This window comes from Streptomyces sp. MUM 2J (genome assembly GCF_022414535.1).
Taxonomy (GTDB): domain Bacteria; phylum Actinomycetota; class Actinomycetes; order Streptomycetales; family Streptomycetaceae; genus Streptomyces.
The window spans coordinates 39255-62991 of the sequence record NZ_JADWYM010000010.1; the positions used below are offsets into that span (position 1 = coordinate 39255).

Annotated in this window: 19 protein-coding genes and 4 pseudogenes; 7 read left to right on the top strand and 16 right to left on the bottom strand. The window is 72.6% G+C overall.

The features are described from left to right. The first annotated feature begins 157 nt into the window (after positions 1-157). Entirely contained in the window at positions 158-805 is a 648-nt protein-coding gene (locus I3F54_RS11895; RefSeq protein WP_240118660.1) for a class I SAM-dependent methyltransferase, read from the top strand. Between the two features lie 41 nt (positions 806-846). Here I3F54_RS11895 and I3F54_RS11900 read toward each other — a convergent pair whose 3' ends face one another. The 4 genes from I3F54_RS11900 to I3F54_RS11915 are packed head-to-tail and all read right to left on the bottom strand — an operon-like array spanning position 847 to position 5650. Then, positions 847-1938: a hypothetical protein gene (locus tag I3F54_RS11900; RefSeq protein ID WP_240118661.1), complete on the bottom strand. Its 1092-nt coding sequence runs from the start codon at positions 1936-1938 to the stop codon at positions 847-849. Between the two features lie 45 nt (positions 1939-1983). Beyond that, positions 1984-2922, bottom strand: coding sequence for an N-acetylneuraminate synthase family protein (locus I3F54_RS11905; RefSeq protein WP_240118662.1), 939 nt, complete (start codon positions 2920-2922; stop codon positions 1984-1986). Between the two features lie 14 nt (positions 2923-2936). Continuing rightward, complete coding sequence (locus I3F54_RS11910; protein WP_240118663.1) at positions 2937-4289, bottom strand: acylneuraminate cytidylyltransferase; 1353 nt, start codon at positions 4287-4289, stop codon at positions 2937-2939. Positions 4290-4321: 32 nt separating this feature from the next. Next, a complete protein-coding gene (locus tag I3F54_RS11915; protein WP_240118664.1) occupies positions 4322-5650 on the bottom strand; it encodes a DUF6716 putative glycosyltransferase in 1329 nt (442 codons plus the stop codon). A 199-nt stretch (positions 5651-5849) separates the two neighbouring features. Here I3F54_RS11915 and I3F54_RS11920 point away from each other — a divergent pair, with 199 nt between their 5' ends. The 3 genes from I3F54_RS11920 (at position 5850) to I3F54_RS11930 (ending at position 9459) form a co-directional block, all read left to right on the top strand. Further along, positions 5850-6827 carry a glycosyltransferase family 2 protein gene (locus tag I3F54_RS11920; protein ID WP_240118665.1) on the top strand — a complete coding sequence of 326 codons (978 nt, stop codon included), beginning with the start codon at positions 5850-5852 and terminating at the stop codon, positions 6825-6827. After that, positions 6824-8170, top strand: a complete 1347-nt coding sequence (locus tag I3F54_RS11925; RefSeq protein WP_240118666.1) for an alpha-2,8-polysialyltransferase family protein — start codon at positions 6824-6826, stop codon at positions 8168-8170. Before I3F54_RS11920 ends, I3F54_RS11925 begins: the two co-directional genes overlap by 4 nt. A 134-nt stretch (positions 8171-8304) precedes the next feature. Beyond that, complete coding sequence (locus tag I3F54_RS11930; RefSeq protein ID WP_374205910.1) at positions 8305-9459, top strand: acyltransferase family protein; 1155 nt, start codon at positions 8305-8307, stop codon at positions 9457-9459. A 26-nt stretch (positions 9460-9485) separates the two neighbouring features. Here the strand turns inward: I3F54_RS11930 and I3F54_RS32060 are convergent. The 3 genes and pseudogenes from I3F54_RS32060 to I3F54_RS11945 all read right to left on the bottom strand — a co-directional run. Beyond that, a pseudogene (locus I3F54_RS32060) lies at positions 9486-10406 on the bottom strand (transposase); the annotation flags it as partial. A 28-nt stretch (positions 10407-10434) separates the two neighbouring features. Continuing rightward, a complete protein-coding gene (locus tag I3F54_RS11940; RefSeq protein WP_240118667.1) occupies positions 10435-10647 on the bottom strand; it encodes a hypothetical protein in 213 nt (70 codons plus the stop codon). A 29-nt stretch (positions 10648-10676) separates the two neighbouring features. Then, positions 10677-11159: pseudogene (locus I3F54_RS11945) on the bottom strand (transposase); the annotation flags it as partial. A 47-nt stretch (positions 11160-11206) separates the two neighbouring features. Here I3F54_RS11945 and I3F54_RS11950 point away from each other — a divergent pair. Then, positions 11207-13303 carry an ISAzo13 family transposase gene (locus tag I3F54_RS11950; protein WP_240118668.1) on the top strand — a complete coding sequence of 699 codons (2097 nt, stop codon included), beginning with the start codon at positions 11207-11209 and terminating at the stop codon, positions 13301-13303. Between the two features lie 6 nt (positions 13304-13309). Here I3F54_RS11950 and I3F54_RS11955 read toward each other — a convergent pair. Then, positions 13310-14086: pseudogene (locus tag I3F54_RS11955) on the bottom strand (IS256 family transposase); the annotation flags it as partial. Positions 14087-14373: 287 nt separating this feature from the next. On the opposite strand from I3F54_RS11955, the gene I3F54_RS11960 reads away from it, so the two are divergent. Continuing rightward, positions 14374-14562, top strand: a complete 189-nt coding sequence (locus I3F54_RS11960) for a hypothetical protein (protein WP_240118669.1) — start codon at positions 14374-14376, stop codon at positions 14560-14562. A 145-nt stretch (positions 14563-14707) separates the two neighbouring features. Here the strand turns inward: I3F54_RS11960 and I3F54_RS11965 are convergent. Both I3F54_RS11965 and I3F54_RS11970 read right to left on the bottom strand, forming a co-directional pair. Continuing rightward, positions 14708-14848 (bottom strand): annotated as a pseudogene (locus tag I3F54_RS11965) (leucine efflux protein LeuE); the annotation flags it as partial. A gap of 97 nt (positions 14849-14945) precedes the next feature. After that, a complete protein-coding gene (locus tag I3F54_RS11970; protein ID WP_240118670.1) occupies positions 14946-16526 on the bottom strand; it encodes a methylmalonyl-CoA mutase in 1581 nt (526 codons plus the stop codon). A gap of 416 nt (positions 16527-16942) precedes the next feature. Here I3F54_RS11970 and I3F54_RS11975 point away from each other — a divergent pair, with 416 nt between their 5' ends. Beyond that, entirely contained in the window at positions 16943-17767 is an 825-nt protein-coding gene (locus tag I3F54_RS11975; protein ID WP_308373413.1) for a L,D-transpeptidase family protein, read from the top strand. Positions 17768-17988: 221 nt separating this feature from the next. Here the strand turns inward: I3F54_RS11975 and I3F54_RS11980 are convergent, their stop codons facing one another. The 6 genes from I3F54_RS11980 to I3F54_RS12005 form a co-directional block, all read right to left on the bottom strand. Beyond that, positions 17989-19092 carry a hypothetical protein gene (locus tag I3F54_RS11980; RefSeq protein WP_240118672.1) on the bottom strand — a complete coding sequence of 368 codons (1104 nt, stop codon included), beginning with the start codon at positions 19090-19092 and terminating at the stop codon, positions 17989-17991. After that, complete coding sequence (locus I3F54_RS11985) at positions 19092-19757, bottom strand: RNA polymerase sigma factor (protein ID WP_240118673.1); 666 nt, start codon at positions 19755-19757, stop codon at positions 19092-19094. The genes I3F54_RS11980 and I3F54_RS11985 overlap by 1 nt, the downstream gene beginning before the upstream one ends. A 646-nt stretch (positions 19758-20403) precedes the next feature. Continuing rightward, the gene (locus I3F54_RS11990) at positions 20404-21270 is read right to left on the bottom strand and encodes a hypothetical protein (RefSeq protein ID WP_240118674.1); all 867 of its coding nucleotides are present in this window, start codon (positions 21268-21270) and stop codon (positions 20404-20406) included. 199 nt (positions 21271-21469) lie between these two features. Continuing rightward, positions 21470-22102, bottom strand: coding sequence for an RNA polymerase sigma factor (locus tag I3F54_RS11995; RefSeq protein ID WP_240118675.1), 633 nt, complete (start codon positions 22100-22102; stop codon positions 21470-21472). Positions 22103-22593: 491 nt separating this feature from the next. Next, entirely contained in the window at positions 22594-23163 is a 570-nt protein-coding gene (locus I3F54_RS32520; protein ID WP_374205915.1) for an MFS transporter, read from the bottom strand. A gap of 87 nt (positions 23164-23250) precedes the next feature. After that, positions 23251-23652: a hypothetical protein gene (locus tag I3F54_RS12005; protein WP_240118757.1), complete on the bottom strand. Its 402-nt coding sequence runs from the start codon at positions 23650-23652 to the stop codon at positions 23251-23253. Between the last annotated feature and the right edge of the window lie 85 nt (positions 23653-23737).

Genomic DNA, 23737 nt, shown 5'->3' on the forward strand with positions numbered 1-23737 from the left:
ACCGCCCCATCATCTCCATCTTTTCCACGCATACCACGGGTCGCCACGGCCGCGCCGATCCGTTCACCTGCCGGACGGCCGTACGAGGCCCCGCGCCCGGCCCCGCAGGCGGGCGACGGGCCCCGCTCACCACCCGGAGTGCCTAGGGTGCGGGGCCATGACGGACTTCCTCGACTCTACGCGCGCCTCCTACGACACGATCGCCCGCGACTACTCCGCCCGCTTCGCCGACTGGTCGACCGACCTGCCTCTGGAACGGGCGCTGCTCACCGCCTTCGCGGAGCTGGTGAAGGCGGGCGGCAAGGCTCCCGTGGCCGACGTCGGCAGCGGCCCCGGAGGCCTCACGGCCCGGCTGCACGACCTCGGCCTGCCGGTCTTCGGGGTGGACGTCTCCCCGCGGATGGTCGAGCTGGCCCGCGAGGCCCATCCGGGGCTGCGGTTCCACGTCGGCTCGATGACGGCGCTGGACCTCCCGGCCGGGACGCTCGGCGGGATCACGGCCCTGTACTCGACCATCCACGTCCCCGACGAGCACCTGCCGGCCGTCTTCGCCGAGTTCCACCGCGTCCTGGTGCCCGGGGGCCACGTCCTGCTCGCCTTCCAGACCGGCGACGCACCCGAGCACCTGCACCTGGCCGAGCGCTTCGGCCACGGGATCGCCCTCGACTACTGGTTCCGCCCGCCGGAGCCGGTGGCCGGTCTGCTGACCGCGGCGGGTCTGGCCGTCCGGGCCCGGGTGGTGCGGGAGCCGGTCGCGGAGGAGACGCGGGCCCGGGCGTTCCTGCTGGCGCGCAAGGAGGGGTAGCGGGGCGGACGGGGACCGGCGGCCGGGGCCCGCTCACCGCCTCACCGGGCCGGGCTCACCGCCGCCAGACGGTGGACGTCCCGGGCGGACCCCGTCACCCCGGAGAGGAAGCCCTGCGCCCGCGGGGACGCGTTCTGGGTGAGCCAGGCCGGGTCGATGTCGCAGACGGCTATGCGGACCCCGGTGCCGGCCAGGGCCAGCGGGAGGGTGTGGACGACCGTGGAGGGGAAGCTGAGGACGGTGCGGCCGATGGGGCCCCGGCGGGCGATCAGTTCCAGGGGGAGGTCGGGTCGGACGATCTCCAGGCCGGTCTCGCCGGCCAGGCGGTGGAGCTTGTCGGTGCTCTCGCGGCGGTGGGCGAAGTAGCGGGTGGCGCCGTGGGCGGCGGCCAGGGCGCGGACCGCGGTGAGATAGCGGTCGCCGTCGACGACGCCGGTCTCCACCAGGGACGTCCCGACCAGGTCCGCTCCCCTGCTGATCCGGGGCGGGCCGAAGCGGGCCCGGGTCCAGGCGAAGTCGTTGCGGGTCAGGGAGACACCCTCCGGCCGGTCCTGCACGGGCATCGCGGAGAACACCTCGACGCTGCGGTCCGCGTTCGGGGTGAGTCGGCGGCGGGCGGAGGAGGTGACGGGGGCGAAGAGGAGGTCGCGCGGGCCTGGACGGCCGCCCCTGCGGTGCCAGCGGACCAGGCGCTCGCCGCGGGCCAGCTGGGCGACGAACTCCATGGTGGCCGTGCCGTCGTCGACGACGACCAGCTCCCGGGCGCGGGTGATGGTCAGCAGCAGCTGGACGTAGCGGGAGAACGGGTCGCCCAGGACCACGCGCTGCGCGTGCCGGAGGGTCCCGGTGAGGCCGCCGATGGTGCGGAAGGGGGCGGTGGCACCGCCCCGGGCCTCCTCCCAGCGCACCTCGTGACCCTCCTCACGGGCCAGCTCCGCCATCCGGCGCAGCTGGCCGCGGGTCATCGGGTCGGTCGGGGACAGGACGACGAGGGTGAGCCCCGCGCCGGGGACCCCGGGCGTGCGCGGCGGGTGCGCGTGCGCCCACTCCAGTACGTTCAGCAGCTGCACCGGGCTCTCGACGAACGCGAGGGTGTGGGGGGTGTGGCCGGCGGTGCCGGCGCGGGGGCTCATCGTCGTACGACCGTCCCGTGATCGGCTCTGTGCGAGCGCTCGGTGTCAGACCGCGACCGGCTCGCCGGCCGCCGCGGCGATCTCCGCCTCGGCGACGACACCGGCGACGCGGCGCAGCTTCTTCATGGGGGCGAGCTCGGAGTCGTAGACCTTCTTGACGCCGTCGCCGAGGGAGGCCTCGATGGTGCGGATGTCGCGGACCAGGCGGGTGAGGCCCTGCGGCTCGACGGAGGCGGCCTGGTCGGAGCCCCACATCGCGCGGTCGAGGGTGATGTGGCGCTCGACGAACGCGGCGCCGAGCGCGACGGCCGCGAGGGTGGTCTGCAGGCCGGTCTCGTGGCCGGAGTAGCCGATCGGGACGTTCGGGTACTCCTTCTCCAGCGTGTTGATCACCCGGAGGTTCAGCTCGTCGGCCTTGGCCGGGTAGGTGGAGGTGGCGTGGCAGAGGAGGATGTTGTCGCTGCCCAGGACCTCGACCGCGTGGCGGATCTGCCGCGGCGTCGACATACCGGTGGAGAGGATGATCGTACGGCCGGTGGCGCGCAGGGCGCGCAGCAGCTCGTCGTCGGTCAGGGAGGCGGAGGCCACCTTGTGGGCGGGGACGTCGAACTTCTCCAGGAAGGCGACGGCCTCGGTGTCCCACGGGGAGGCGAACCAGGCGATGCCCTTCTCCTTGCAGTACGCGTCGATGCGGCGGTACTCGTCCTCGCCGAACTCCACCCGGTGGCGGTAGTCGATGTAGGTCATCCGGCCCCAGGGGGTGTCGCGCTCGATGTCCCACTGGTCGCGCGGGGTGCAGATCTCGGGGGTGCGCTTCTGGAACTTCACCGCGTCGCAGCCGGCTTCGGCGGCCGCGTCGATCAGCTTGAACGCGTTGTCGAGGTCGCCGTTGTGGTTGATGCCGATCTCGCCCGTGATGTAGACGGGGGCGCCGGGGCCGACCTCGCGCGGACCGAGCGTGCGCAGACGGGAGTTGGTGTTCATGGCAGGGGATGTCCTTACTTGCCGTGGGACGTGCTGGGGGACGTGCCGGTGGGGTGGTTGGGCGGGACGGGTTCGGTGGGGTGGGCGGGGGTGCCGAGACGGGGACCGAGGATCCAGCCGGCGATCTCCCGGATCGCGCCCCCGCCGCCGGGGACGGTGGTGACCGCGCGGGCGGCGTCGCGCACGGCGTCGTGGGCGCCGGCGACCGCCACGGGCCAGCCGGCGAGGGCGAAGCACGGGAGGTCGTTGACGTCGTTGCCGACGTAGAGCACGCGCTGCGGCGCGACGCCCTGCTCCTCGCACCACTGCTTCAGTGCCAGGTCCTTGCGGTCGATGCCGTGCAGCACGGGGATCCGGAGCTTGCGCGCGCGGGCGGCGACGACCGGGTTCTCTTCCGTGGACAGGATCAGCATCCGCAGCCCGCTCCTGCGCAGGGCCGCGATGCCGAGGCCGTCGCCGCGGTGCACGGAGACGAACTCCCGTCCGTCGGCGTCGATCAGCACCCGGTCGTCGGTCTGGGTGCCGTCGAAGTCGAGGACGACCGCGTCGATGTCGTCGGCGGTGGGCAGGGCGCCGGTCCCGTCGGCCGGGGCCTGGTCGGGGGCCCCGGGCCCGCCGTCGTACAGCGGTGCCAGGGCCCGTGCGCGGGCCAGGTCGTGCGGGTCGTCGATCTCCAGGACGCGGGCGGGGTCGGTGCGGACCAGTTCCGTGCGGCCGAAGAAGCGGTGCCGGTGCTTGCGGAAGCCGGCGGCCTCCATGGCGTAGGCGGCCCCGGTCTCCAGCAGGTCCTGGGGGCGGTCCTGGCGGCGGGGGCGGACGGACCGGTCGTGGTTGACGCCGTACCCGCCGCCGACCGGCGCGTCGGCCGTGCCGGCGGTGGCGGGGGCGTCGTCCGCGTCGCGCCAGAGGAAGCCGTGGAAGGGAGCCACGGTCACCGCGCTGTCCGCGCCGTCGACGACCACGGCGGCGGCGACGCCGTCGACGTCCTCGCGGGCGAGGAAGGGGCTGGTGCACTGCACCAGCAGCACCACGTCCACCGCGGCGCCGTGCAGTGCCTCGTGGGCGTCCAGGGCGTGCAGGACGGCCGTCTCGGAGGTCGCGGTGTCGCCGGAGAGGGCGGCGGGCCGCAGCACCACCTCGGCGCCGGCCTCGCGGGCGGCGGCGGCGATGGCGCGGTCGTCGGTGGAGACCACGACGTCGGTGACCAGTCGCGAGGCCCGGCACTCGCGCACCGCCCGGACCACCAGCGGGACGCCGCCGACGGGGGCGAGGTTCTTCGCGGGCACACCCTTGGAGCCGCCGCGTGCGGGGATCACCGCGAGCACGCGGCGCACCGAAGCGCCGCCGCCCGTCATGGGATCGGCCATGGTCTCTGCTCCTTGACGTGGGTTCGGGTGGCTCACAGCTCCCCCATCCGCCGGATGACGGGTGCCACGCGCTGCACGCCGTGCCGGTAGGCGCCCCGGGCGGCGCGGCGGACGATCTGCCGTACGGGACCGGGCTCCTTCCCGGCGGCCGGGGCGCCCGGCAGGGGGGTGCCGTCGGGGCCGAGGTGGTGGCGGGCGAGGATGCCGGGCAGGTAGCCGGGCGCCGTCTCGGTCGTGTAGTAGGGCGCGAGCGGCGGGAGGCCGTCGGTCGTGAGCAGTTCGGCGATGCGGGCGCGGGCGGCGTCGAACGCGGCGTCGTACGAGTCCGGGCCGGTGCCGGGTTCCCCGGCCGCGACGCCCTGGCGGGCCACCCACCGCGGGTCCGGCGCGGGCCGGTGCCCGGCGTCCAGCTGGTCCCAGGAGGCGAGGCAGCCGGAGCCGACGAAGTGGTGGTTCCCGAGCTTCTCCCGGATGCCGAGGTCGGTGAGGACGGCGGTCGGGATACGGCGGTGCAGGGACTCCAGGGCCGCCGTCGAACTCACCGTCACCAGCAGGTCGGTACGGTCCAGGACCTCGCCCATGTTCCCGTAGACCAGACGGAGGTTGTGCGGAAGGTCGCCCGCCTTCTGGACGAGCTTCTGGTAGGGCAGCTCCTCCAGGTGCGTGGTGTGCTCGCCGGGCCTGGAGCGCAGCTTGAGCAGCACCTCCCGCTCCGGGTGCAGACGCGCGTGCCGGATCAGCCGGTCGAGCAGGTACGCGCGGTCCGTGCGGGTCTCGGGCACCGAGGGCTGGGCGGCGAAGACGACGGTGCGGGGCTCGTGCGCGCCGGTGTAGGGGCTTCCGCCGAGGAAGGGCAGCGCGACCTCGGTGACCGCCGAGGCATCGGCCCCCACCCCTTCGTACACGGCCCGGAAACGCTCCGCGTCCTGGCGGGAGTTGGCGAGGACGAGGTCCGCGCCGTGCCGCAGCAGCAGGCCGTCGGCGAGCTTCTCGTACACGACGCCGACGTAGCCGGTGACGACCACCGGCCGGCGGCCCCGGCCCTGCCAGGCCTGCCGCAGCCCGTGCAGCATCGCCTGCACGCCGCCGCCGACCAGAGCGAGGACGAGGACGTCGCAGGGCTCCTCTCGCATCACGCGCAGGAACTCGGCGGCGGTCACCTCGCGGAGGGAGTCGGCGCGGACGCCGACCTCGCCGAGCTGACGGGCGGTCGGGGTGGCCCGGCCGCGCAGAAGGAGGCCGTCCAGACGCAGATCCCCGCCCGCGGTCAGGCGCTGCGCGGTGAGCGCGCCCCATTTCCACCGGGTGTCGGAATCCGCGAGAACGACCGCCCGCAGGGGTTTGGTTGCACTTGCTGGCACGCCGAGAAACCTAGGAAGGCATTTCTAGGTTCCGCCCAACCGGAATCCAACAAACGGTGAACAGAGCACCGCCGAACAGCGAATCGGCCGCCGAATCGGCCGGGAAAAGACCTGGTTCACGGCTTCGCCACGTGGCGTTCACCCTTCATCAAGCCGGCGGTCAAGACGCGGCCGGGGCCCGACGTCTAACGTCGACCGCGTGGTCAAGCTCTCCGTCATCGTGCCGTTCCACAATGTGCGGCCATACGCCCCGGACGCCATCACTTCCCTGCGCGCGAACGCCCGCGAGGACGTGGAGTTCATTCTCGTCGACGACGCCTCGACGGACGGAACCGGGGACATCCTCGACCGTGCCGAACGCGAACTCCCGGGCGCGGTTCTCATTCGGCGCACCGAGAACGGCGTGTCCGGTGCGCGCAACACGGGCATCGACGCGGCGCGCGGCGAGTATCTGACGTTCATGGACGGCGACGACTTCGCGGCCCCCGGCTATTTCGGTCAACTGCTCGACTGCATCGAGTCGCTGGGCTGCACTTTCGTCCGCACCGACCACGTGCGGTTCACCGGCGGCCGGCGCACCCTGCACCGGGTGCCGTTCGGGCCGCGGGACACCGTCGTCGACGCGCGCACGGTCATCCTGCCGGCGGACCGCTCCACCCCGGTCGACTACCCGTACTCGTGGGCCGGCGCCTACCACCGCCGGCTGGTCGACGAGGGGTTGCTGCACTTCCCGGAGGACCTGCGCACGGCCGAGGACCGGCCGTGGATCTGGGCGCTGCACCGCAAGGGCGGATCCTTCGCGGTGCCGAGCGTGTTCGGCGTCTTCTACCGGCGCGGAGTCACCTCCTCGCTCACACAGATCGGCGACACGCGCCAGCTGGACTTCATCCGCTCCTTCGACCGGGTGCTCACGGAGACCGCCGAGGACCCGGACGCGGACCTGTTCCTGCCGAAGGCCGTGCGCACCTACTGCGCCATCATCAGCCACCACCTGGCGACCGTCGACAAGTTCGAACCGCAGGTGGCCCGCAGACTCCGCTCCCTGAGCGCCTCGGCCCTGCGCCGCATGCCGCAGGACCTGCTCAACGACACCCTGGAATCCATGGACATCGCCCGCGCCACCCAGCTGCGCCGTCTGCGCCGCCGGCCCTCGACGGCCTCGGAGGCCGTGGCATGACCGCCCGCCGCACCACCCAGATCCTGTGCGCCTCCACCCTGTACGGCGCCGCCACGCTGGCCGCCGCGCTCGACTCCGACCGCTTCGCCCCGGCGGACCGGCGGCTGCTGCTGGTCTGCAACAACGGCACCGCCCCGGAGCTGAGTCCCGCCTTCGACGCCTCGCCGGCCTTCGACCATCTCAGGGACCGCTTCGACGGGGTGCTGTCGTGGAACGAGGCGATCGCCCCCTTCCACCCGAGCGGCTGGAGTCCGCGTCCCGACGACCAGATCCTGTGGGAGCGGTATCTGCGGATGCTGTGGGACCTGGGCGAGGACCGCATCGAGCTGGCGGTGGAGTCCATCCAGGTCAACCCCGCGCTCGCGATCTGCCAGGTCTTCGGCGGCACACCGGTCGACGTCTACGCGGACGGCCTGATGAGCTACGGCCCGACCCGCTTCAAGATCGACCCCCTGGTCGGCACCCGGGTGCGGCGCGTGCTCCACCTCGACCTGGTGCCGGGGCTGAAGCCGCTGCTGCTCACCGAGTTCGGCGTCGAGCCGGAGATCGTGCCGACGGACGCGTTCCTGAAGGTGCTGGACGAACTGGGCGACTCCGGTGACGCGTTGCCCGTCGTCGAGGAACCGGCGCTGCTGCTCGGCCAGTACCTGTCCGCGCTGGACATCCTCACCGGCGACGAGGAGGAGGACCTCCACGTGCGGATGCTGCGGGGCGCCGTCCGGCTGGGCCACACCCGGGTGGTGTTCAAGCCGCACCCCTCGGCGCCGGCCCGCTGGTCACGGGCGCTGGAGAAGGAGGCGGAGCAGCTCGGCGCCGAACTCACGGTGCTCGACACGCCCGTCCTGGCCGAGGTCGTGTACCAGCGGATGCGTCCCGCGCTGGTCGTCGGCTGCTTCTCCACCGCCCTGCTCACCGCCTCGGCGCTGTACGGACTGCCGGTCGCCCGCACCGGCACCGGGCTGCTGCTGGAGCGGCTGACGCCGTACGAGAACAGCAACCGCGTGCCGGTGACCATCGTCGACGCGCTGCTGCCCGACCTCTCGGACCACGCCGCGGTGCGCGAGCAGCGCCGGGGCCTGGACGCCGACGGGCTCACCGAGCTGCTGCGGGCCGTCGGCTACGCGATGCAGTCGAAGATCTACCCCGAGCTGCGCCCGGCCGCCGAGCGGTACCTGTCGGGACATCTGGACGATGACACCTGGCGGTACTTCAAGCGCCGTCGCCTGGCCTCGCTGGCCCTGCCCGGAGGGCTTCCCGCGCAGCTGGCGTTCATCCCCCGCAGCGCGACGGTGCGCCGGGTGGCGCGCCGTGCGCGGTCGCTGCGGCGGTCGGGCGGGCGCTGAGGCGACGCCCGGGTGAACTCCGCCGGGCGGCCGGGAGAAGAGTCTCCCGGCCGCCCCGGGGCCGCCCGCCGATCCGACTAGCGTGCATCGAACCGGTGCGGCGAGCGCCGCCCGAACCATGTCGAGGGGACCCTGTGATCAACACGTCCGCGGACACCCGTAGCGCTCCCACGGGCACCGTGGCGCGCGCCCCGGCGCCCGCCGACGGCCCGCCGCGGCGGGACCGGCCCGGGGCGCCCCGGCTGCGTGCGCTGGACGGGTTGCGGCTGGTGGCGGCACTGATGGTGGCGGGCTACCACTACGGCGGCCGGGGCGGCGAGGTCACCCGGGCCTGGGGAACCTCCCCGCGCCTGCAGTTCCCCACCCTGCACAGCCTGTTCGCCTATGGCAGCCTGGGCGTGCAGATCTTCTTCGTGATCAGTGGCTTCGTGATCTGCATGAGCGGCTGGGGCCGCCCGCTGCGTTCGTTCTTCGCCTCCCGCGCCGCCCGTCTGCTGCCCGCCTACTGGGCGGCGATCGTGCTGGTGACGGTGGTGCTGGCGCTGCCGTTCCTGTCGTTCACCACGGTGTCGCCGACCGAGACCCTGCTGAACTTCTCGATGCTGCAGCTGCCGCTCGGTGCCCACCGGGTGCTCGGCGTGTGCTGGACCCTGTGGGCGGAGGTCCGCTTCTACGTCCTGTTCGCGCTGTGCATCGTGCTGCCCGGCGCCGACCGCCGCCGCGTGATCATGTTCTGCGCGTGCTGGACGCTGGCGGTGGCGATGGCGGGCGGACTGCACCAGCCGGTGCTCGACGAGCTGGTCATGCCGGAGTACGCGCCGTTCTTCATCGGCGGCGTCGGCCTGTACCTGGTGCACCGCGACCGTACCGACCCGTACGCCTGGGGCATCGTGGCGGTCAACTGGCTCATCGGCCAGTACGTCGCGGTGCAGACCCACTGGCACCCGCCGCAGCCGGACCAGTTCTCGTACCGCAGCGCCTACGGGATCATCCTGATCGTCACGCTCGGCTTCCTCGCCGTCGCCGCGATCGGGCTGGGCTGGCTGGACTGGGCGAACTGGCGCTGGCTGACCGTCGCGGGCGCGCTGACGTACCCGTTCTACCTCGTCCACGAGCATCTCGGCTGGGTCGTCATCCAGGGCCTGCACCGCGGGCTGGGCCTGCCCTCCTACGCCACCTTCCTGCTGACGGTCGCCACCATGCTGGTGCTGGCCCGGCTCCTGAACCGGTTCGTGGAGGAACGGTTCACCCCGAAACTGCGGGCGGTGCTCGCCAAGCCGCGCGGCTGAGCCTTCGGCGCGCCGCCGGGGCGGCGGCTGCGTCGGGCCTGGTGTCCGTTGGTGAACTCGCAGATGGTGCCTTCGATGCCGGATCGGGTGGCGTAGAGCCGTTTCCACTGGGTGTCTTGCTGGTCTGTGCGGTTCCGGGCCTGGAGCTCGTGGAGGGGTCGGGGGAGGAAGTTCACGGTGCGGGCAGCGGTGCCGCGGGTGCAGGCAGACCGGCCGGGGCACGGGTTGCACTGGTGTGGGCGGAACCGGGCGACGGTGTAGGGAGCCATGGCCGGTGGCTCGAGCCAGATGTGGCTGGTCTCGCCGTTGGGGCAGGTGACCTGGCGCTGGTCGAAGTCGATGGAGAAGTCGTCCCGGGTGAAGCCGGACTGTTCCTTGCTCTGCCATGCTCCGCTGGCCTTGACCGGGCCGACGAGTTCGACCTCGTGGTCGCGGAGGGAGCGGTGCAGCAGCGCGACGGAGAGGTAGCCGCCGTCGAGCAGGTGCTGCCGGGGCAGCAGCTGGCGGTGGCGGAGCCGGGTGTGGATGCCGGGCAGGGCCTCGGTGTCCCGGGTCGGCTTGGTGGTGGCGATGTCCGTGATCAGGTTGGCCTGCGCATCGTCGGTTCCGCAGGTCTCGGTGACATGGACGAGGTAGCCGCTCCAGCGGGTATTGCCCCGGATGGCCCGGCGGGCGTCACGGTCGTAAGGCGTGACGATCCGCAGGGCCCCTTTGGGCTGTCCGTCCTTCTCGGTGCGCGGACGTAACCTGTCACGGGCGTCGAGGAGGAAGTTCTGCACCACGATCTGCCGCAGCGCTTCCGCGCGAGGACCGCGCTGGTGGGGCGGCAGGCGCTGCAGAAGTTTGTGGGCGTCCGCTCCGGCCTGTTTGAGCCGGGTGGCGGGATGGGTCGGCTGGCTGGGAAGCCGCACCGCACGCCCGTAGCGGGTGGCCCACTCGGCATCCACCAGCCCGTCCAGGACCTCAGGTGCCCGCTCAGCGGGCTTCCTCCAACGCCGCGCGTATTGCTTCCAGGACCAGCTCCAGACGGGTGAGGTCCCGCGCGGCAGCAAGGACCTGGGTGGAGTCGCTGCGCTGCCTGCCGCGCTCGGTGACCATGCCGGCCGCCCGCATCCGCTCCAGCGACAGGGAGAGTAGCTGGTCAGCGCGATCGTCCTCGCACAGACGATCACGGAAGTCGGTCAGCACGATGGCGTCCCGCGTGGTGGTCTAGGGGATCAATCGGTAGGCGCGTTCGGGGTGTTGGGGAGTGCGGGGGCGCTTTCGGGGAGCCCGGTGGGGTAGATCTGGTCCATGCTGCCCTCGGCCAGGTAGCGGCGGGGGAAGGCGATCCACTCATCGTGCAGTTCGAAGAGCACTGCAGTGACCAGCCGCAGGAGCGCTTCATCGTTCGGGAAGACCTGGACGACATCGACGCGGCGCTTGACCTCGCGGTTGATCCGCTCCAGCGGGTTGGTCGAGGCGATCTTCTTCCAATGTCGTTCCGGGAAGGCGGCGAAAGCGGTCAGGTCGTCCTTCGCCTCCAGCAGCATTGCCTTGACCTGTGGGAACTGCTGGCCGAGCAGGTCTGCCACGGTGTCGACCTGGGCCCGGACCGCTTCCGCGGTGGGTTGGGCGAAGATCGTGCGGATCGTCGCGGCGACCATCTCGCCCGCGTCCTTGCTGATCACGCCGAACACGTTGCGCAGGAAGTGGACCCGTACGTGAACAAGGTATTGCTTCCTGAGTTCCGCCTCGTTGACCTGGTATGGCGATCAAGGACGCGGTGCTGGCTCAACTCGCTGTTCGATTCGAGGTGTTGCTGCCTCACCTGAACGAGCGGCAGCGTCGGCTCGCGCTCGCGACTGAGGCGAGATTGCTGGGCCACGGCGGGGTGAGGGCCGTGGCCAGGATCGCCGGGGCGAGCGAGAGCACCGTACGCAGGGGTGTCTTCGAGTTGGAGGCGGGCGGCGAGTTGCTGGCGGAAGGCCGGATCCGTAGGCCGGGCGGCGGACGCAAGACCGCGACCGAGCTGGATCCGGGGCTGCTGCCCGCCCTGTTGGGCCTGGTCGAGCCGGACGAGCGCGGCGATCCGATGTCGCCGCTGCGCTGGACGACGAAGTCACTGCGGCGTCTCGCGGCGGAGCTCACGAGGCGAGGGCACCGTGTCTCGCCGGTGACCGTCGGCCGGCTTCTGCGGGAGAACGGCTTCAGCCTGCAGGCGAACGCCAAGACGCTGGAAGGAGACCAGCATCCGGATCGGGACGCGCAGTTCCACTACATCAACGATCAGGTCAAGGTGTTCCAGGCCGCGGGCGAGCCGGTGATCAGTGTCGACGCCAAGAAGAAGGAGATGCTCGGGCAGCTGCCGAACACTGGACGCGAGTGGCGGCCCAAGGGCGAGCCGGTCCGGGTCGAGGATCACAGCTTCTTCACCGGGCTGAAGGGCGAGACCGCGATCCCCTACGGCGTCTACGACCTGGCCGCTGACACCGGATGGGTCAGCGTCGGAGTCGATCACAACACATCTGCCTTCGCCGTGGCCACGATCCGCCGCTGGTGGCAGGCCCGCGGCCAGCTCGATTACCCGGCCGCCACCCGGCTGCTGATCACCGCGGACGCGGGCGGCTCCAACAGCTACCGCTACCGCGGCTGGAAAGCGGAACTGGCCGCGCTCGCCGCCGACACGGGGATGGCGATCACGGTCTGCCACTTTCCGCCCGGCACTTCGAAGTGGAACAAGATCGAGCACCGGCTCTTCTCCCACATCACCATGAACTGGCGCGGCAGGCCGCTGACCAGCCACGAAGTCATCGTGAACGCGATCGCCTCCACCACCACCCGCAGCGGGCTGCGAGTCCGGGCCGAGCTCGACACCCGCTCCTACCCGCTCGGCGTCGCCATCAGCAAGGCCCGTATGAAAGCCCTGCCCCTGGAACCCTACAAGGCTCGCGGCAGCTGGAACTACACGCTCCATCCCGCGCCCCTGATTACCACGGAGCCGTCACCGCCGGGAAGCGGGCCGACTTCAGCGGTGCCGGGACGCAGAAAAGTCCTGGACATGCTGGACGACCCCGGCCTGACCGGGATGTCCGCAACCGAACTCGACGATGTGACGGCTCGGCCCGCCCCCGCCCAGGAGGCGGAGCGCGAGCGGCGTTGCTTCCAGCAGCGGGGCGGACCGCGTCGCAAGGCGGCCGCCGACCACGGCAAGCCCCTCTTCACCGGCCGCGACCGCATCCTGCTGACCCTGCTCTACCTGCGTCAGGTCTGTCCCCAACGCGTCCTGGCGGAGATGCTGGAGGTCACCGACCGGGTCATCAGCCCGGTGATCACCGAGACCCGCCGTCTCCTGGACGGCCACAAGGTCAAGGTGGAACCGACAACACTGCTGTTCACCGATCCGGACCAACTGATCGGATTCCTCGACACCGGGGTCCTTCCCGCCCGAAGCCGCACCTCGCTGCCCGAAGAGCTCTGCGATCCTGCCCTGACCGGGATGAGCCGCACGGACCTGCAGGAACTCATCGAACGCCTCGCACCCCGCCAGGCCGCTTTCGTCGAGGGGCGCCGTCACACCCAGCGCGGCAGACCGCGCCAACCGGGCACCCGCGGCGGCGTGTTCGCCCAGAAGATCACCGACCCGGAACGTGTCCTGGCAACCGTCCTGTTCCACCGTCGCGTCTGCACCGGCGAAGTACTGGCCGAACTGTTCCGGGTGAACCGGAGCACCATCGGCAACGCCTTCCGCGACGTCCGTCCCCTCCTCGATGCGGATGGGTTCCACCTGCCACCGGCTCCGTTCAAGCACCACACCGCCGAATCCCTGCTCGCATCCATCGCGGCGACAAAACAGCCGAGTTGATTCTTTACGGGTCCAGTGGACGCGACAGCGCTGGTAGGCGGCCCCGAGCATAACCTTGCGGATGGCCTTGACCAGCCCGCTGTGGTGGTCGCCGATCACGAGTCGGACCCCGGTCAACCCGCGCTCGCGCAGGTGGCGCAGGAACTGGGTCCAAAACACCTCGGTCTCGCTGTCGCCGACCATGACCCCCAGCACCTCCCGCCCGCCGTCCTCGGTGATCCCGGTGGCTATCACCACAGCGCGGGAGACGATCTGGTGGTTCACCCGCGCCTTGCAGTACGTCGCGTCCAGGTAGATGTAGGGGAACCGGACGTGACCCAGGGGGCGAGTGCGGAAGGCGGTCAGCGGCTCGTCCAGCTCCCCGCAGATTCGCGACACCTCGCTCTTGGAGATACCGCTGTCCGCGCCCAGGGCTTGGACCAGGTCGTCGACCGAGCGGGTGGACACACCGTGAACGTAGGCTTCCACGATCACGGCGTACAGGGCCTGGTCGATGCGGCGCCGACGCTCGAGCAGGACAGGGAAGAAGCCCCCTGACCGCAGTTTGGGGATGGCCAGGTCGAGGTCGCCGGCCTGCGTGGTCAGGGTCTTGTCCCGGTGGCCGTTGCGATAGTTGGTGCGGGTCTCGGTGTGCTCGTTCCACTCCGCGCCGATCTTCGCGCTTGCCTCGGCCTCGATCAGTTCCTGGAGCATCCGCTCTGCCACGTTGCGGACGAGTTCGAGCCCGTCCGCCGAACGTAGTGACTCAAGCAGCCGGAGTAGGTCATGCTGAGACAGGGCCACCCTGCACCTCCCGCGTTGAACTGCCCGTTCACTACGGAGAGTTGCATGGTGGCCCGACCTGCGGGCAGGGAGCGAAAGCCCCATCCGCACACGCCCCCGGCGCACTCCCTAGCCGTGATCGGCTACACCACGACAAGGGACGCCATCGAGTTCCCGACCTCGAACCTGCCGCCCATGATGTCCGGGCACTGGCTTATGAAGCGGAACCAGGCGGCCCATGAGCGCACCTGGACGGACGCCACAGCGGCTCTCGACGGATGGTCAAGCACTTTCTTGACAACCCCCCGATGCAGCGCGAGGACGGGCGTCAGGCGTACGCGAGCCTGGAGACGAGACGCGAATACGTGCTGGATGTCCTGCCGGTCGGCGTGGACGTGAGCTGGGTGTACTACAACCTGCCGGGCAATATCGTCTCGCTCAACCTGGTGTGCTGCCCGAACCGTCACCACCCCGGCCTCACGTGCCCGCTCGCGTAACGGCGGTCCACCCGATGAGTACGGAACCGACCCGAGTACTCGTGTCCAAGCACCAGCGAAGTAGCGAGCGGCTGACCAAGTCGGCCAAGGGGGCCGGTATCACCCTCTGAGCACCGTCACGGTGATCGGCTGCCGCTTCCGCCTACACGCCCACTGCGGCCGTGTACCCGGCGCGGACGCCCCGGCGGGCGGCGACGGACAGGACGTACAGGGAGTTGGGGCCGGGCAGCAGGACGATCAGGATCAGGCCTGCGAGGTACGTGGGGAGATCGATGACGCCGAGCATGCGAGGAGTGTCGCACGCGGGTGCGACACTCCTCCTCCGGATTCCACAGGGCGGGACGGGCCACCCGGGCACCGCCGCGGGAAGGGCCGGGTTCGGCTCAGAACGCGTCGGAGGGGACGTAGGTCCCCCAGACCTCCCGCAGTGCGTTGCACACCTCGCCGACCGTGGCCCGGGCCCGCAGCGCGTCCTTCATCGGGTACAGGACGTTGTCGTCGCCCTCGGCCGCCTTCCGCAGCGCGGACAGGGCCGCGTCGACCGCCTGCTGGTCGCGGGCGGCACGGAGCGCGGCCAGGCGCTCGGCCTGCTGGGCCTCGATGGCGGGGTCGACGCGCAGGGGCTCGTAGGGCTCCTCCTCTTCGAGCTGGAAGCGGTTGACGCCGACCACGACCCGCTCGCCGCCGTCGGTCTCCTGGGCGATGCGGTAGGCGTTGCGCTCGATCTCGTTCTTCTGGAAGCCGTGCTCGATCGCGGAGACGGCACCGCCCAGGTCCTCGACCTTGCCCATCAGCTCCAGCGCGGCGGCCTCGACCTCGTCCGTCATCTGCTCGATGACGTAGGAGCCGGCGAAGGGGTCGACGGTCGCGGTCACGTCCGTCTCGTAGGCCAGTACCTGCTGGGTGCGCAGCGCCAGGCGGGCGGACTTGTCCGTCGGCAGCGCGATCGCCTCGTCGAAGGAGTTGGTGTGCAGTGACTGGGTGCCGCCGAGCACCGCCGCCAGCCCCTGCACCGCGACGCGGACCAGGTTGACCTCCGGCTGCTGGGCCGTCAGCTGCACGCCCGCGGTCTGCGTGTGGAAGCGCAGCATCATCGACTTGGGGTTCTTCGCCCCGAACTCGTCCCTCATGACGCGCGCCCAGATCCTGCGCGCGGCACGGAACTTGGCGACCTCCTCCAGGATCGTGGTGCGGGCCACGAAGAAGAAGGACAGGCGGGGGGCGAAGTCGTCGACGTCCATGCCGGCCGCGACGGCGGTGCGCACGTACTCGATGCCGTCGGCGAGGGTGAAGGCGATCTCCTGCGCGGGTGACGCCCCGGCCTCGGCCATGTGGTAGCCGGAGATCGAGATGGTGTTCCACTTCGGGATCTCGGCCTTGCAGTACTTGAAGATGTCCGCGATCAGGCGCAGCGAGGGCTTGGGCGGGAAGATGTAGGTGCCGCGGGCGATGTACTCCTTGAGCACGTCGTTCTGGATCGTGCCGGTGAGCTTGTCCGCGGACACGCCCTGCTCCTCGGCCACCAGTTGGTACAGCAGCAGGAGCAGCGCGGCGGGCGCGTTGATCGTCATCGACGTGGAGACCTTGTCCAGCGGGATGCCGTCGAACAGGACCCGCATGTCGTCGACGGAGTCGACGGCGACGCCCACCTTGCCGACCTCGCCGGACGCGATCGGGGCGTCCGAGTCGTGGCCCATCTGGGTGGGCAGGTCGAAGGCGACCGACAGGCCCATGGTGCCGTTGGCGATCAGCTGCTTGTAGCGGGCGTTGGACTCCACCGCCGTGCCGAACCCGGCGTACTGGCGCATCGTCCAGGGACGGCCCGTGTACATGGTCGGGTACACGCCGCGGGTGAAGGGGTACGTGCCCGGGGACCCCAGCTTCTGCTCGGGGTCCCAGCCCTGCAGGGCGTCGGGTCCGTAGACCGGCTCGATGGGCAGTCCGGACTCCGACTCGCGTGTCATGATCGCTCCCCGCTCCTTTGCTACTTGCCAGTACGGCCCGACCCTCGCCACGGACTGTAGCCGCGCTCGTGCGCCCGGGTGGAGTGCCCCACGCTGGGACCTTCCTCACAACGATGCCGTGCCGTTCGCAACGCGTCATCCGTGGGGAACATCTCGGGTGACGGCTGGGCCGGACGTGCGCCGACGGGGCCCCGGTGGCCGGGAAAGTGCGGGGAACGGGCATGAGGAGAACAGGCGCCGCACCAGTGCCGCGGCAGGCAAGGTCCGCGCGTCAGGGAGCGGCGTCCGGTGCGTGCTCCCGGCGTGCCGGCCGGAAGTCCTCGTACTGGGCGTACTCGGGCTTTCGGCCGGTGCGGCGGGAGTGCGTGCCGGGCGCCGCGACGGGGCGGACGTCGCCTGTTGCGGCACTAGCGGCCGTGGTGGCACTGGCGGTGGTGTGCGGCTGCACCGTGCAGACGGCGGACCGGGACGGGGCGACGGACGCCGGCCACCGCCCACCGGTGCACATCGACACCACCGGCCGGCCGTCCGCGCCACCCCCGCCCAGTGCCGGCCGGGGATCGGGCGACGGCAAGTCCGGCGCCGCCGCTCCCTCGCCCGCCGCACCCCCACCCGCCCTGTGGGCGCCCGGCGACAGCGGCCGGGGCGTGCGCGAACTCCAGGCCCGGCTGCGGCAGGTGGCCTGGCTCCTCGACGGGCCCACGGGGACGTACAACGACCTGACCGAGCAGGCCGTGCGGGGCTTCCAGGGCAAGCGCGGGCTGCCGCGGACCGGTTCGGTGGACAGCGTCACCTGGCAGCGGCTGCTGCGCATGACACACGAGCCGGGCCGCTGGGAGCTGTACCTGATGGGCGGTCAGCCGGCCGCCGCGCCCGATCCCCGCTGCCTGACCGGGCGGGTGCTGTGCATCAGCAAGACCAGCCGGACGCTGCGCTGGATGATTGACGGGCGGACCGTCATGACGCTTCCGGTGCGCTTCGGCGCGCAGTACACGCCCACCCGCGAGGGGGTGTTCCGCGTCTACTGGAAGTCCCGGCACCACGTCTCGACGCTGTACGACTCGCCGATGCCGTACGCGCTGTTCTTCAGCGGCGGCCAGGCCGTGCACTACTCGTACGACTTCGCGGCCCGCGGGTACGCGGGTGGCTCGCACGGGTGCATCAACGTACGGGACGAGAAGGCGATCGCGCGGCTGTTCGACGAGGTGCGCACCGGCGACAAGGTCGTCGTGTACTGGTGAGACGCCGTCCGGCCGGGAGGAAGAGGAGAAGGGCGCGGGCGGGACCGGGGGAACGTGTCCCGCCCGCGCCTTGTGCACGTGCCGTAGGTACGGGGGGAACCCCGGCTCCGTGCTACGGCCGATGACCAGTCGGCTCACTCATTACTGCGCGTGCGGCCCGGAAAACGTCACACCCCACACGGAAGAATTTCAACGAGTTGCGTTTTCGCAGGTCAGAGACGCTATCCGGGGTGGCCGCCGCCGTGGCCGCCACCGCTGTGCCCGCCGCCCCGGCCGCCGTGGGCGCCGCTCGACGCGCCGTTGCCGGTGCCGTGGCCGCCGGAACCGTGGCCGGCGCCGCTGCCGCCTCCCGGGGAGCCGGAGGTGCCGCCGTGGCCGCCCCTGCGGCGGCCCGGGCCGTCATGGTCGTCGTGGTCGTCGTCGTGGTCGTCGTCGTCGCTCTTGCCGGCGCCGCCGTTGCCGTTGCCGTTGCCGTTGCCCTCGCCCCTGCCGTTGCCGTTGCCGCCGCCCCGGGCACCCGACCCGGTGCTCCCGGTGCCGCCCGCCTGGTCCGCCTTGCCCAGGACGTCCTTGCAGTACGTCCACACGCGCCGGGCGCTGCCTGCCGCCGACTCCAGGGAGCGGCGGCGTTCGTCGCTCAGATCCCGGCCCGCCCGCAGGTCCTGGCAGGCCGCCGTGGCGCCGGGCGGGACGGTGCCGCCCGGCGCCACGGCGGACCCGCTCGGCGTGGTGGTGGCGCCGCCGGCCGCGCCGCGGGCGGTGTCCGGGCCGGCGGAACCGGTCGCGCCGCCGTCGGGCGTGGTGGTGACGCCCCGCGACGGCGCGGCCGGCCCGCGTCCGGGGGTGTCGGCGGCCGACACGGAGGCGGCGGGGCCGGGGCCGGCGGGATCTCCGAAGGGCGACGGCAGGACTCCGGTTCCGGCCGCGACCGCCACTCCGCCGACCGTGCAGACGGCGAGCGCGGCGGCCAGGCTCAGGCGCACGGAGCGGCCCCAGCGGCCCCGCCCGGAGGTGCGGCCGGTGCCGCCGAGACGGATGAGGCCGGCGTCGGAGCGGGACGCGCCCAAGTGGTGGCCGCCGGTGTGCGGGGCGGTGCCGTGGTGCTCGGCGGACCCGGTGCGGGCGGCCCGGAAGGCTGCCAACGCGGCAGCCTCACCGGGGAGTTCCGTGCTGGTCGGGGCAGGTGCGGCGGACAGGGCACCCAGGGCCTCGGCGAGGCGTTCGGCCTCGTCCCGGGCATCGGCGTCGACTGCGTCGAGCGGCTCTCCGCGCAGCAAGCGCTCTGCTGTGTCGCGGTCCAGCCACCTGTACTGCTCGTCGGCCATCACATGTCCTTCTGCGTCCGCGCGCGGCGATGCGTCACACCGGCGGACGTCACCGCACGGGCGTGCGGTTCTCGCGGGGCGGGCAGTGCGTCGGCCGATTCCGGATCGCCGTCCGAGGCGGTGCCCAGGAGTTCGGCGAGTCGTCTCAGCCCGCGGTGGGCGGCCGTACGGACGGCCCCCGGCCGCTTGCCGAGTGTCTCGGCGGCGGTCTTGGCGTCGAGGCCCATGACCACGCGCAGGACGACGGCTTCGGCCTGATCCTGCGGCAGCCGCGCGATGAGGGAGAGGGTGCGGCCCGTGGCCAGCGCCTCGATGGCCTCGCCCGCGGTGTCGGACTCGGCGGGCCAGCCGGTCAGTTCCGTCTCGTCACCGCCGACGGCGGGACGGCGGCCGCGCATCCGGACGTGGTCCAGGGCGCGGTTGCGGGCTATGCGCGCGGCCCAGCCGCGGAAGCGGTCCGCGTCCCCGCTGAACCGTGCCAGGTCGCGGGCGATCTGGAGCCAGGCCTCGGAGGCCACGTCCTCGGCGTCGAGTTCGCCGACGAGTGTCCGTACGTATCCGAGCAGCCGTGGGTGCACCGCGCGATACACAGTCCGGAACGCGGTCTCGTCCCCGTCCTGTGCCGCAAGCACCGCGGCGGTCAGCTCCGCGTCGTCCCCCAGCACCTGGTTCCTCGATCGATGGTCGCGGTTTCGAGACCGCTGGCGTCTGCGCTGATCCGGGCCCCCCGCAGTCCGGCGCGAAAGGCACGTTACGACGCGAAACCACTGCCCGTCCACGTCCGTCCAAGATGCAACTATCTCGTGATGAGGGGCCGTGCACGCAGGGTGTGACAGAAAACGCACTCTCGGCGCTGTAGAGAGTACGGGTCGCCGCGCGGCCCGTGCCGCGCGACGGCCGGGGCCTCTCCTGTGGGGGGTGGCGGCCCCGGCCGTTGCCTTGGCGGTACGCACCAGCGGCGGGCCGGAGGGCCGCCCCGTCGAAGCCGGCGGGCCTGTTCGCCCGCGGTCACCGCCCTTGGGACACGGCGCCGGGATCCTCTTCCGGCCTCGCGGACCTCCCGGACCTCTTCAGGGGCGTGCAGGGCGCTGCCGCGCGATCCCTCCGGCCGCCTTCGCTCACGTGCTCGGCAGGCCGGTCGCTCCTTTCCGGGAAGCCCCGCGCGGGGCGCGCGACCCCGGGCGGCGGCCTGCGCCCGGCGGGCGGCACACACGGGCACCGCCGGTCACCGCCGAGGTACCACGGATTCACCGCCGGGAACGGCTGATCACGGCTGCGGCAGGCTGCGTCCGACGGGATCCGCGGGGCCGATCACGTCCGGCTCCCGGTACCGCCCCGGGTCGGGGCGGGGGTCGGCGCTCCGTCGGCGCCGTTCCCGTTCCCGGCGCCCGTGCCGTTCCCGCCCGCTTCGCCGGCTCCGTCGTCCGCGCCGGTGGCGGGCGGCGTGCGGTCCGGCCTCGCGGTGGCCCGGTCGGCACCCGCGGACGGCAGGGAGGCGCCCGGGCCTGCGGACGGTACGGCCGTGGCGGTCAGGCTCGCGCAGAAGGCGTCGACCTCGTCCGCGCCGCCCGCGGCGGCCACCAGACGCTGCCAGGCCGGCGTGTCCAGCACCTGGCCCTTGGCCCTGACCTGCTCGTAGGCGTGGCAGCGGGCCTCGACGTCCGGTGCGGGGTCCGGCTGGTCCGGTCCGGGGGCAGCGGCGGAGGCAGCGGCGGAGGCGGCGGGAGCGGCGGAGGCGGCTGCCGAGGGCGCGGCGGCGGACGGCTGCTGCGCGTGGTCCGGGGCGCTGGTGCCGGGGCGCGGCCCTCCCGTGCGACCGTCGCCGTCGCCGTCCGGTGAGGCGCCGGAGCCCATCGTGGCGTAGGCGACCCCGCCCAGGGTGAGCCCCGCCGCCAGCACCGAGAGGGTGGCCCGCACCGACAGCCGTGCACGTCGCCCGCGGGGCCGCCAGTCGTCGCGGCGCCGGGTACGGGCCCGGTGGGCGCCCGTGTCCCGGGCGGTGCGGAACGCCGCCACGGCCCGCTGTTCGGCCTCGGTGTCGATGACGTCCTGCCGCACGGCCGCTGCGATCAGCGCCTCCAGACCGGCGTCGCCGCCCGCGGACGGGTGCCCGGAAACGGCGCCAGGGTGCGCATGCCGGCGGCCGGAGGTGCCGCCGCCGCTCAGCCGTTCACCCATGTCGGTTTCCGTCCCTGTCCGTGTGCGGTGTCAGTGATCCAGGTGATCTGCGTGATCAGTGTCGTCCGTGTGTCACGGACGACGGAGCGGAGCCAACCGTTCCATTCGGGCTCGTGCCCTGCCGGCCGTTGGGCGCCCGACCCACTCGATCTGCTCGATCCGTACGTGCTGCGGGCGTCACCGTCGCCGCCGGCGCCGTTCACCTCGACTCCCCCAGCGTCCGGGACGCCTCATCCGTCACACCCTCGCCCGCCTCACCAGCGATGCCGAGGTCGCGGGCGAGCCGCTTCAGCCCGCGGTAGGCCGCGGTGCGCACCGCACCGGGGCGCTTGCCGAGGACGCGCGCGGAGGCCGGGCCGTCCAGGCCGACGACCACCCGCAGCAGTACCGCCTCGGCCTGGTCGCGCGGCAGCCCGCGCACCAGTTCCAGGGCCCGTTCGGTGGAGAGCGCCTCCAGCGCCTGCTCGTGGGTGCTCTGCGGGCCGGGCAGTTCCAGGACGTCCGCCTCCAGCACCGCCGGGCGCGGCCGCACCCGCTGGCGGCGCAGATGGTCCAGGGCCCGGTGCCGGGCGATCGTCGCCGTCCAGCCGCGGAAACCCGCCCCGTCGCCCTTGAAGCGCCCCAGGTCGCGGGCGATCTCCAGCCAGGCGTCGGAGGCCACGTCCTCGGCGTCCTCCCCGACCAGGCCCCGCAGATAGCCGAGCAGACCCGGCTGCACCATCCGGTACGCGACGGCGAACGCGGCCTCGTCCCCTTCCTGGGCCCGTGCCACCGCCGTGCCCAGTTCCCCGTCGTACGCCTGCGCGCGCCGGGGCTTGCCTCCCTGGCCCAAAGACTGTCCTCGTTCGTACCGGGTTGTGGCCGCTGTCGTGCGGCCGCCGCTCGGCGTGCCCTCCGCCGTCGCCGTCCGCCACGCTTCGACCGCGGTCACGCCTACACGCTCAACAGCGTCAGATTTCACGGAAGTGTCACAGGGCGTCAGGTCTCCTCCTCGGGCCGTCCCCCGCAACGATCAACATGTCCGCCGCGCGGCGGGCGGCCGTCCGCGCCTCCTCGCCGGCTGCGCTCGCCGGGACCGCCCCTTCCCGCTCGGCATCGGGGCCGGCCGCCGGTGCTCCTGATGTCCCAGCGCGCGGGACGCCCGGACCGTCACGGTCCCTGAGGTGCCACACGCCGCTCAGGCCCCTCGGGTCACGGACATGCGCACGTCTCCGCGGAGCGCGGGAGGGGCCGCGGGGGTGGCGGCGTGAGGCCGCGCGAAGGGGCCTGCGGCGGCCGAGTGACGTTTCCGGGTGCCCGTCCGCTGTGGAAGTGCTGTCCGAGTCACCCACCGCGCCGCCTCCACCTCCTCTGACGGGCAGCGCGGTGGGCCCCGCCGTCCGCCGCCCCCGCCCCCGCGCCTTCCGCGGGGCGCGGGGGCGGCGGACTCCGCTCCTCCCGCCGCGCCGTTCGTCTCCCCCCGGAACAGCGCGGCGGGAAACGGCCCTCCCCCCGTGCCGCACCCCCGCCCCAGCCGCGCGGCTCCGCCCCGGAGAAGCCGTAGACCACCGAGAGCATGCCGGCCGAGCCGAGCAGCGCGCCCGGTACGTCCAGGTGGGCGTCGGAGTGCCGTTGACCGGGTGCGAGCAGCACCACGGCGCCCGCGAAGGCGATCAGCGCGACGGGCACGTTGACGTACAGGCACCAGCGCCGGTTCAGGTACTCGGTGAGGAAGCCGCCCGCGAGCGGTCCGACCGCCGCGCCCGCGCCGACGATCGCGCCGAACGCCCTTCCGCGGTCCCGGGGACCGGTGGAGGCCGTCGCGAGCAGCGACAGCGCCGATGTCGCGAGCAGCGCGGCGAAGACGCCCCGGAGGGCGCCGTCGCCGGGGCGCGTGCCGCCGCGGAGCCGGATCCGCTCCGTCGAACCGCCCCCGGGGGACGGGGAGACGTCAGGAAGCCGCCCTCCTCCCCGGAGCCGTCGGGAAGCCGTCCCGGAGCGTCAGCGGGCGCTCGCCGTGGCGTCGCGGCACAGCAGCCGGAGGGATCCCTGCCCGGCGAAGCAGCGGCGGGCCTCCTCGACGGGGTCCCAGAGCCTGCCGTCCGGGGTGCGGATCCAGTGGTCGTCGCCGGCCGACCACCACTCGGCGCCGGTCTGCCGGGCGACGACCTCCCCGGCGTAGGCGCCGAAGCCGCGCAGCACGTGCTCCACGGCGGCGTACGGCGCGCCCTCGCGCCGTATCTCGTCGATCATCCGGTCCACCCGCCACAGGCTCTGCGCCGAGTAGTCGAGATACAGCCGTGCGCCCTCGCGCATGGCCGCCACCGTGTCCGCCGCCCACCGCGCGGGCTTCGCCGCGGCCGTGGGCCTGGTCTCCTGCAATGTCGCCTGCCGTGTCGTCACATGTCGAAGAGCGGCTGACCGTGGGCATTCGTCACCGCCCGCCCGAAGGCGTCCCCGGCCGGCGGCGACACGGCCCCGCCCCTCC